7 protein-coding genes are annotated in these 9,032 nt (G+C 66.3%); all 7 read right to left on the reverse strand.

The genetic code is table 11. The features are described from left to right. Positions 1-74 precede the first annotated feature (74 nt). Positions 75-1,358, reverse strand: coding sequence for a Vi polysaccharide biosynthesis UDP-N-acetylglucosamine C-6 dehydrogenase TviB (gene tviB / locus C662_RS19095; protein ID WP_002933820.1), 1,284 nt, complete (start codon positions 1,356-1,358; stop codon positions 75-77). 101 nt (positions 1,359-1,459) lie between these two features. After that, positions 1,460-3,034 (reverse strand): MraY family glycosyltransferase, encoded by a 1,575-nt coding sequence (locus C662_RS19100; protein ID WP_002933821.1) that lies wholly within the window; start codon positions 3,032-3,034, stop codon positions 1,460-1,462. Between the two features lie 314 nt (positions 3,035-3,348). After that, entirely contained in the window at positions 3,349-5,607 is a 2,259-nt protein-coding gene (locus C662_RS19105; RefSeq protein WP_002933830.1) for a polysaccharide biosynthesis tyrosine autokinase, read from the reverse strand. A 100-nt stretch (positions 5,608-5,707) separates the two neighbouring features. Further along, positions 5,708-6,940: a polysaccharide export protein gene (locus C662_RS19110; RefSeq protein WP_002933833.1), complete on the reverse strand. Its 1,233-nt coding sequence runs from the start codon at positions 6,938-6,940 to the stop codon at positions 5,708-5,710. Positions 6,941-7,527: 587 nt separating this feature from the next. Further along, positions 7,528-7,818, reverse strand: a complete 291-nt coding sequence (locus C662_RS19115; RefSeq protein ID WP_002933836.1) for a helix-turn-helix domain-containing protein — start codon at positions 7,816-7,818, stop codon at positions 7,528-7,530. Beyond that, the gene (locus C662_RS19120; RefSeq protein ID WP_002933838.1) at positions 7,811-8,134 is read right to left on the reverse strand and encodes a type II toxin-antitoxin system RelE/ParE family toxin; all 324 of its coding nucleotides are present in this window, start codon (positions 8,132-8,134) and stop codon (positions 7,811-7,813) included. Before C662_RS19120 ends, C662_RS19115 begins: the two co-directional genes overlap by 8 nt. A 280-nt stretch (positions 8,135-8,414) precedes the next feature. Further along, a complete protein-coding gene (locus C662_RS19125; RefSeq protein ID WP_002933840.1) occupies positions 8,415-8,870 on the reverse strand; it encodes an REP-associated tyrosine transposase in 456 nt (151 codons plus the stop codon). Positions 8,871-9,032: the final 162 nt, after the last annotated feature.

A 9,032-nucleotide genomic window follows, 5' to 3' on the forward strand; every position in this document is an offset into this window, starting at 1 on the left:
GGGGGGGGGGGGGGGGGGCGGTGGCGCCTTTAAAGGCTCGCGGCTGGCGCCGCTCCTACAGGGGGGTGCGGGGGTTAGAGGCGGAGGTCGGCGGCGGTGCGGGGGAGCACGTACTTGAGGTCGTAAATGACGTGGTCCTTCTTGCCGAGGGCGCGGATGGCGTCGGCGCCCATGGCCTTGAACTGCTCATGCGCCACACCGACGATGATAGCGTCGTAGGCGCCCTGCCTGGGCGCATCGATGGGGGTAAGGCCGTATTCGTGCTGGGCTTCGGCAACATCCACCCAGGGGTCGTACACGTCGGCCTGGATGTTGTACTCGCCCAGCTCCTTGACGATGTCGACGATGCGGGTGTTGCGCAGATCCGGGCAGTTCTCCTTGAAGGTGAGGCCCATGACGAGCACACGCGCGCCTTCGACGGTGATGCGGCGCTTGAGCATGGCCTTGACCAGCTGCGAGACCACGTAGGCGCCCATGCCGTCGTTCAGGCGGCGGCCGGCGAGGATGATCTCGGGGTGGTAGCCGATGGATTGCGCCTTGTGGGTGAGGTAGTACGGATCCACGCCGATGCAGTGGCCGCCGACCAGGCCCGGGCGGAAGGGCAGGAAGTTCCACTTGCTGCCGGCGGCCTGGAGCACGGCCTCGGTGTCGATGCCCATCTTGTTGAAGATGATGGCGAGCTCGTTGATGAGGGCGATGTTGACGTCGCGCTGGGTGTTCTCGATAACCTTGGCGGCCTCGGCCACCTTGATGCTTTCGGCCTTGTGGGTGCCGACGACGATGATCTGGCGGTAGAGCTGGTCGACCAGCTCGGCCACTTCGGGCGTGGAGCCGGCAGTGACCTTCTTGATGGTGGAAACGCGGTGTTCCTTGTCGCCCGGGTTGATGCGCTCGGGGCTGTAGCCGGCGTAGAAGTCGACGTTGAACTTGAGGCCGGACACCTTCTCCAGCACCGGCACGCAGTCTTCTTCGGTGGCACCGGGGTAGACGGTGGATTCGTAAATGACGATGTCGCCCTTCTTGAGCACCTTGCCGATGGTCTCGCTGGCCTTGACCAGGGGGGTGAGGTCGGGCTGCTTGTGCTCGTCGATGGGGGTGGGGACGGTGACGATGAAGGTGTTGCAGGCGGCCAGGTCTTGCAGGCTGGCCGTGTAGCTGAGGCCGGTGGCTTCGGCGAGCTCTTCGTCCGAGACTTCGAGCGTGGCGTCGTGGCCGCTGCGCAGGGCGTCGATGCGGGCCTGGTTGATATCGAAGCCGACAACGCTGCGCTGCTTGGCGAATTCCACGGCGAGCGGCAGGCCGACGTAGCCCAGGCCGATGATGGCGAGTTTGATGGAGTCCAGAGTGTGGGTAGTCATGATGGTAGGCGTGTTACGGATTGAAGGAGTTTGAATGCGGTGTGTTTCGAGACGATGGTAAGCCGACTGCAGAGCGGCATGCGGTGTCGGCGACGGGGCCGTCAGCGCAGCTCGCGGGCCAGGTCGGCTCTTGGGGCTGCAGCGTCATTGTGCCCTTGGGGATGGGCGCGCTGGTTGACCTGCTCGTCGACGATGCGGCCGTTTTGCACATAGGTGAATGACTCTTCCAGCAGTTCGCACCGGCCCACGCGGCGTTCGCCGCGGCGCTCGTCGGCGTGCGGGGTGCGGTGCTCGGCGCGGCGCTCGTTGGCGGGGTCACGAGTGACATAGCCGCGCACGAAGGCGTTGCGGTCGGGGCGCATGACGCGCTGCAGCAGGCGCATGTAGAGGCTCTGGTAGGCGAGCGGGGCGATGTCTTCGTCCACCAGAATCTGCACCACGGCGTAGCGGCGGCCGGCATGCTCGGGGTCGCCACGGTATTCGTACAGGCGGGTGCGGAAGACGGTGTTGTCCTTGAGTTCGGGGGCGACCAGGGCGTTGATCTGCTCCACATGCTCGAGGCTGGAATTGCCGAAGAACACGCCGCAGTTGAGCGCCGGGGTGAGGTGCAGGCTGCGGTGCAGGCGGCGCAGCATGGGCACGAAGCGCCACGGCCGGGCGGTAAAGCGCAGATACACCGCAAACACGGCGACAAAGCCGGCAAACATGAGCGCGTCGGGCACGCCCAGCCAGGCGCCGAGCAGGCCGAACAGGCCCAGGCCCAGGTGCAGGCCACCGATGATGGTGACAGTGTGCTCGACCCGGAAGCCGGCGCGCTGCAGCAGGTGGTGCAGGTGGTGGCGGTCTGGGCTGAAGGGCGACTTGCCCAGCCACACGCGCCGGGCCATGACGGCCAGGGTGTCGATGAGCGGTACGGCAAACATCCACAGCGCCACCACCGGGGGCACCAGGGGTTGCTCGCCCTGGGTGATGTCGATGAGCTGCCAGGCGATGAGCAGGCCCAGCATCATGCTGCCGTTGTCGCCCATGAAGACGCGGGCGCGGTGCTGGCTGCCGAAGCGCAGGTTGAACCACAGGAAGCCGGCCACGCCACCGAGCAAGGCCATGGCCAGCAGGTGGCCGCTGCCGTCGCCCGCACCCAGGGTGACGAGCGCAACCAGGGCAAGCGTGCCGGCAGCCACGGTGCCGGACAGGCCGTCGATGCCGTCGACCATGTTGAGGGCGTTGATGCAGCCGACCACGCCGAACACGGTGAAGGGCACGGCGATGATGCCGAGCGACAGCGCGCCGATGAGCAAGGGGTCGCCGAGGTCGACCAGCACGATGCCGCCGCCGTAGACCATGAGCAGAGCCAGCCCGGCCTGGATGACGAGGCGGATGCGGGCGCTGAGCTTCCAGCGGTCGTCAGCGAGGCCCACGCCCCACATGACCAGCGCGCACACTGCAAGCGAGGCCCAGGCCAGGGACTGCGCGGGCAGCAGCCACAGCAGCATGCCCACGGCGAGCAGCAGCGCGGCGAGCACGCCGAAGCCACCCACGAAGGGGGTGCTGTGCGCATGCTGCTTGTGTTCGCCCGGGTGGTCGATGAGACCGACATGGGGTGCGAGGCGCAGCATGCCGCGGATGACTGCGGCAGACAGCGCCGTGGCCAGGATGAGTGTTAACAGGCCCCACATGGTGATACCTCGCTCAAAAAACGTTGTGCCTTGGTGGCACGGCGGGCAGCGGCTGGTAAGGCGGCTACCGCATTGCAGCAATTCATTGGGCATGTGCCCGGGGCGCAGCTTACCTCGCCGGCTCGCGCGCCCCTGTCTCGTGCGCCCTGTAGGAGCGGCGCGAGCCGCGAGATTTTTTGGGCCCTGCGACGAGGGCCAATGGTTTCAAAAGCTCGCGGCTGGCGCCGCTCCTACAGCGAACCCCACCGGCGCGGTTGGTCGCGTTGCAGGAGCGGCTCAAGCCGCGAGATTTTGGTCAACAAATCCGGCGGCAGTCAGGACTTGTACTTGTATTGATAGTGGTAGCCCTCGTAACCGAAGCGGTGACGTTGGCGGCGGGTGTCGAAACCATTGAAGACGAAGCCCTTGACCGCGGCGCCGCCGTGTTCGAAGCGCTTGACAGCCTGTTCCAGCTCGCGGATGGGGTGGCGGCCGGCGCGGGCGACGAGCAGCGTGGCGCCGACCATGCGGCCGATGATGGCGGCGTCGGACACGGCCAGGATGGGGGGCGCGTCGACCAGCAGCACGTCGCAACGGTCTTCGAGCGCTGCGAGCATGTTGGCAAACTGCGGGTGCATGAGCAGTTCGGACGGGTTGGGCGGGATGAGGCCGGTGGTGACCATGTGCAGGTTCTCTACCGCCGTGGGCTTGACGATGACCTCGAGCGTGGCCTTGCCCATGATGTAGTCCGACACGCCGAGGCCGCGCGGCACGCCGAAGGCCTTGTTGATGTGGCCCTTGCGCAAGTCGGCATCGACGATGATGACGCGCTTGCCGGCCTGGGCGAGTACGGCACCGAGGTTTTTGGTGACGAAGCTCTTGCCGACGCCGGGGGCGGGGCCGGTGATGAGGACGGAGCCGCGCTCGGCGCCGAGCAGGGCAAAGTGGAGCGTGGTGCGCAGGCTGCGCAGGCTTTCCATGGCGTCGTCGTCGGGGCTGACGAGGGCGAGCAGTTCGCCCTTGCCGCCCCTGCCGCGCAGGATGCGGCGTTCGATACCCTCCTCGGCCTTGCTGGCCGGCACGGTGGCGTACACCGGCAGGGCGAGCTCGCGCTCGATGGTCTGCGGGTCTTCCACCACCACGCGCAGGGCGCGGATGGCCCATACGGTACCGAGCCCTGCAAGCAACCCCAGCACGCCTGATAAGGCGAGGATAAGCGCCTTGCGCGGCTCGACCGGGAACAAACCCGTAACCGCTGCATCGATGATTCGGACGTCGCCCACGGTCCCAGCGCGGGCGACGCGTAGCTGCTGGGCATTGTTGAGCAAATTGGTATACAACGCGGTAGCAACTTCGACGTCGCGGCGCAGCTGCAGGGCGACCTGCTGGGTTTCGGGCAGGCGCGAGACGTTGCCTTCGAAGCTGGCGCGGCGGTTGCGCAGGCGGCTGATCTGGGCGTCGACGGCGATGACCTGGGGATGCTCGGAGGTGAAGCGCTGGCGCAGTTCTTCGCGCTTTTGCTGGAGGGCGACGATTTCGTTGTCGGCTTCGACCACCGAGCGCAGCACGGACTGCGTCTCGAGGGTGAGGTCGACCGAGCCGCGCGACTGGCGGTATTCGTTGTAGGCGGCCTCGGCGGTGTCGAGCTGGCCCTTGAGCTCGGGGAGCTGGGCTTCGAGGAAGGCGAGCGTGGATTCTGCCTCAGCCGAACGGTACTCGACGTTCTGGCGTACGTACGCGTTAAGGATTTCGTTTAGTTCGGTAACCAGCGCTGCTTTGTCATCGCCACGCAGTGCTAGCTCGATCACACCCGAACCGCGAACCCGGGTACCCCCACGTTCACGCGCTTCGAAGCGCTCACGCAACTCCGCAACCGCTTGCTGCTGGCTCTGACGAGTAAGAACGAAGCTCGTACCCGCGCGTGCGACAAGCTCGGACACAAACAGTGAAACCCCATGATCGCTAACCGACTCACCAACCTTCACATCAAGCAGAAAGTTGTCTTCCTCGTCGTGCAGGGCCAACCCTCCCCCTTCACGCACCCGCAAGTAAAAGGGCTTTCCGATCGCACCTTCGGGCACATCGAAACTCTCAAGCCGAATGCGCTCCCCTCCCCATGCGTAGCTAGCAAGCCCAAACATGGGAGGCGCCGGCTCCAATCCTGCATAGCGTCTCGCAAAAGCTGCACCGATGACCGGGGCACGCAGCGGCTCAGCCTGCACGGTCAGATTGAGTCGATCGACGACGCGGCCGAGGATCATGCGCGAGCGCAGGATCTCGAGTTCAGCCGCAACGGAGGTGGAATCCCCGAGCACTGATTCGACGTCACGCAGCGCGGCAAGTCCACCCTTTGCACCGCTCTTGTCTTCGACCTGGACGAGGGCGTCGGCGCGGTAGATGGGGGTGGAGACGAAGGCGACGACCCCGCCCACCAGCACGGCAAAGGTGCCGATGGCGAGGATGAGCCACTTGTATTCGAGCAGCACGGCGATGATTTCGCCGAGGTTGATGAAGTCGTCGTTACCGCGCGCGGCGGCGCTGCGGGTGTTGGGGCCGGCTTCGGGCTGGGCGGTGGTGGCGGGATCGCGGCGCAACGGGGTCTTCCTGTCGTATTTGGGTTGATGCGGTGGTCACGGTGACGGCACCGTGCGCGCGGCACGGCGGCGGCCCGCACGCGGCGGGCCGGCCCAGGCCTTACTGGCGGCCGCCGAACAGCGGGTAGCGCACGTCGCTGGTGAAGTTGAGCATCTGCGAGGTGGGCAGGATGTTGCTGACGACACGGTTCCAGCGTGCTACCGGGGCGACGTCGACATAGACCACGTCGCGCGGCAGCAGCGGGAAGCTCTCGGCCAGCAACAGGGCGTCGGGGGTGCGGGCGTTGAGGTGGAAGAGCTCGGACGTGCCGTTGTCGCTGCGCATCACGTAGACCCAGGCGGGGTCGGAGGTGACCTGGTTGACGAAGCCGGCGTCGGCCAGGGCTTCGGCCAGGGTGGTGCGGCGCTTGTTCATGACCATGGAGCCGGGGCGCTGCACTTCGCCGAGCACGAACACCTTGTTGCGGCTGCGGTCGAGCACGTTGACGATGTCGCCGGGCTGCAGCAGCACGTTCTGGCTGGTGTCGCCTTCTTCGTACAGGGCTTGCAGGTCGACCCGGTAGGTGTTGCCGTCGCGGGTGAGCAGCACGCTGGCGTGGTCGGCGTGCTCGGTGATGCCGCCGGCACGGTTGATGGCTTCGACCAGCGTCATGCGGATGTCGTCGATGGCGAGCAGGCCGGGCTTGGCGACTTCGCCGACGAGGTACACGCGCTTGCTGCGGAAAGAGACGATGCGGACGTCGAGCTGGACGTTTTCGATGACCTTGGCGAGGCGCTTGGCGAGCAGTTCGCGCACTTCGCGCGGGGTGAGACCAGCGACCTTGACCACCCCGGCGTAGGGGAAAAAGATGGTGCCGTCGTCGGCCACCAGGGTGCCGGACTGCTCGGCCGAGCGGTAGGAGCCGGCAGGGATGGTGATTTCGGGGTGGTCCCAGACGATGACGTTGATGATGTCGCCGGGGCCGAGGCGGTAGTCCTGGTGGGTGAGGCCGGGATCGGGCGCGGTGTTGTCGCCCCGGGTGGCGGTCTGCCCGCCGGCGTTGCCGGTGCGGAAGCGCGAATCGCCTGACGCCTGGCTCGCCTTGAAGTGCTGGATGATGAGTTCGGCCGTGATGGGGGTGATGCTGACCGTGGCCGGCACCTGCTCGCCGCCCTGGGTGACGGGCAACTCGACACGCGATTCGTCGCGCATGAAGCTGCCGCTGACGCCCGGGATGAGCGTGCAGCCACTCAGCGCAGTGGCCGCGGCAACCAGGACAAGCCCGCGCAACGCACCCACGGGGTGTGCGGCAGTCGTGCGGCGGGCTGGCAGGTTGGTGCTGGGTGTGTTCATCGGATACCCCGTCTGTATGTTCTCGGTATGTGGCGGTTGCCCATGCTGCTGCGCCACAGGGCAAGGTGCGTGCATCAACCGAGTGCTTTAGCAAGAAGCACACCTGTCATGCCGCACAGCACAAAAGCCGACATTCTATCAGTGCTTTGGCAGTAGCCTAAGACCGTCATGTTACGGCAATGAAACGCCCTCCGTGACGAACTGTAAAGAATTCCGACACTTTTTTTGATGAGGAAAGGGTATCCCCTTTGCAAACAAAGGCAGACCGGGCATTCAAACCATTGGCATCGCCAGATGCCAGACGCGCACCCACCGGGTTCCGTAGGCGCGGCGCAAGCGGCGAGGGGTTGGGGGGTTGGGGCGATGGGCGTAGGTGGGGGTGATGAAAGGCTCACGGCTGGCGCCCCCGTAGGAGCGGCGCGAGCCGCGAGGGGTTGAAGGCGACGGGCGTGGGCGGGTGCGACGAAAAGCTCGCGGCTGGCGCCGCTCCTACCGGGACGACACGCGCTGCGGCTGGCTCCGCTGTAGGAGCGGCGCGAGCCGCGAGGGGTTGAAGGCGATGAGCGTGGGTGGGTGCGAAAGGGCAATCAGCGGTGAAGCACCGATAGCGCAGCGGGGTTGGCTTCGACGATCTTGAGGAGCGCACGCGCTGGACCGGCGGGGCGAACACGGCGCTGCTCCCAGTTCTGCAGCGTCTTGGGTTTGACACCGATGAGATAGGCGAAACGGGTCTGGCTCAGCCCCGTGCGCTCGCGAATGGCCTTGACGTCTGGCTCGGGCAGCTCTCGCGCGACAACGCCGGCGACTGGCTCTCCACGCATGTGGCGCCCCATGTCACGAACGCTTTCCAGCAGGTCTTCAAAGTGCTTGTCATCCATTGCTCACCTCGGTTTCGATTACCTCAGCCAGACGCCTCAGCTGATCCTTGGTCAGGTCCGCCCTGGCATTCTTGGCGTAGGCGTAGATCAGGTAGCACTGCTCGCGGCTGACCCAGTGGTAATAAATCACACGCGCACCGCCCCGCTTACCACGCCCCAGCAGTGCTACACGAAACTTGCGGAGCCCTCGACCACCGGGAATCAGATCTCCCACTGACGGGTTCTCGAGCAAGACCTGCTGCAAGTCCCGAAGCTGTGCGTCCGAGAACAGTGCCTGCGCGCAGCGACTGAAGATAGGGAGTTCTACGAAGACCATGGCGATTGTACGCTAGAAGCGGAGTTAAGGCGGCAGCACATCAGCTGTTGCAGCGCGCAAGCAGGGAGGGTTGGGGGCGATGGGCGTGGGTGGGTGTGATGAAAGGCTCGCGGCGCGCCTCCCCCGTAGGAGCGGCGCAAGCCGCGAGGGGTTGAAGGCGACGGGGCTGGATGGCCGCCGAAAAAGCTCGCGGCTGGCGCCGCTCCTACAGCAGACCGCGGCGCGTGTCGTCCCGGTGGGAGCGGCGCGAGCCGCGAGGGGTTGAAGGCGATGGGCTGCTCTAGAGCCACACGGCATCCCAATGGGGGTACATCCGCACGCTGGGGACCAGGCCTGCGCGCAGGGGGTTGGCGACGACGTAGCGTGCGAGGGCGTGGAGGTCTTCTTCCTTGCGCAGGGCGTGGTCGTGGAAGCCGGCTGCCCATCGGCGCGTTGCGGGGGTCTGCAGGCTTCGGTTGATCGCGGCCGAAGACCCGGCCTTGAAGGCGCCGACGAGGGCCGAGAGGGTGCCGGCTTCGAGGCGCACGAGCCAGTGCAGGTGATCGGGCATGAGCACCCAGGCGAGCGTGGCGGCGTGGCCGAGTTGGTCGGCGCGACGCAGGTGGGCGATGGTCAGGCGGGCGAGGTGGAAGTCGTCGAAGAGCGGCGCGCGGCGGTGGGTGACGGTGGTGATGAGGAAGACGCGGCCGGGTTCGGAGACGCGGCCGCGGCGCAGGTCGCAGGCGTGCGGAGGCATCGGCGATGCGGGCCCCGTTCAGTTGAATGTCATTGAGCGGGGGATATTAGCGTGGCGCGGGGCTATGCGGTTTGGTTTTTTTGGGGAAAAGCTCGCGGCGCGCGTTGGCCCGCGTAGGAGCGGCGCAAGCCGCGAGGGGTTGGGGGCGATGGGGGTGGGTGG

The organism is Thauera sp. 28, assembly GCF_000310145.2.
Classification (GTDB): Bacteria; Pseudomonadota; Gammaproteobacteria; order Burkholderiales; family Rhodocyclaceae; genus Thauera; species Thauera mechernichensis.

Coding starts and splice junctions, on each gene's coding strand:
- tviB (WP_002933820.1), bottom strand. CDS start 1,358: ATGACTACCCACACTCTGGACTCCATCAAACTCGCCATCATCGGCCTG.
- C662_RS19100 (WP_002933821.1), bottom strand. CDS start 3,034: ATGTGGGGCCTGTTAACACTCATCCTGGCCACGGCGCTGTCTGCCGCA.
- C662_RS19110 (WP_002933833.1), bottom strand. CDS start 6,940: ATGAACACACCCAGCACCAACCTGCCAGCCCGCCGCACGACTGCCGCA.
- C662_RS19115 (WP_002933836.1), bottom strand. CDS start 7,818: ATGGATGACAAGCACTTTGAAGACCTGCTGGAAAGCGTTCGTGACATG.
- C662_RS19120 (WP_002933838.1), bottom strand. CDS start 8,134: ATGGTCTTCGTAGAACTCCCTATCTTCAGTCGCTGCGCGCAGGCACTG.
- C662_RS19125 (WP_002933840.1), bottom strand. CDS start 8,870: ATGCCTCCGCACGCCTGCGACCTGCGCCGCGGCCGCGTCTCCGAACCC.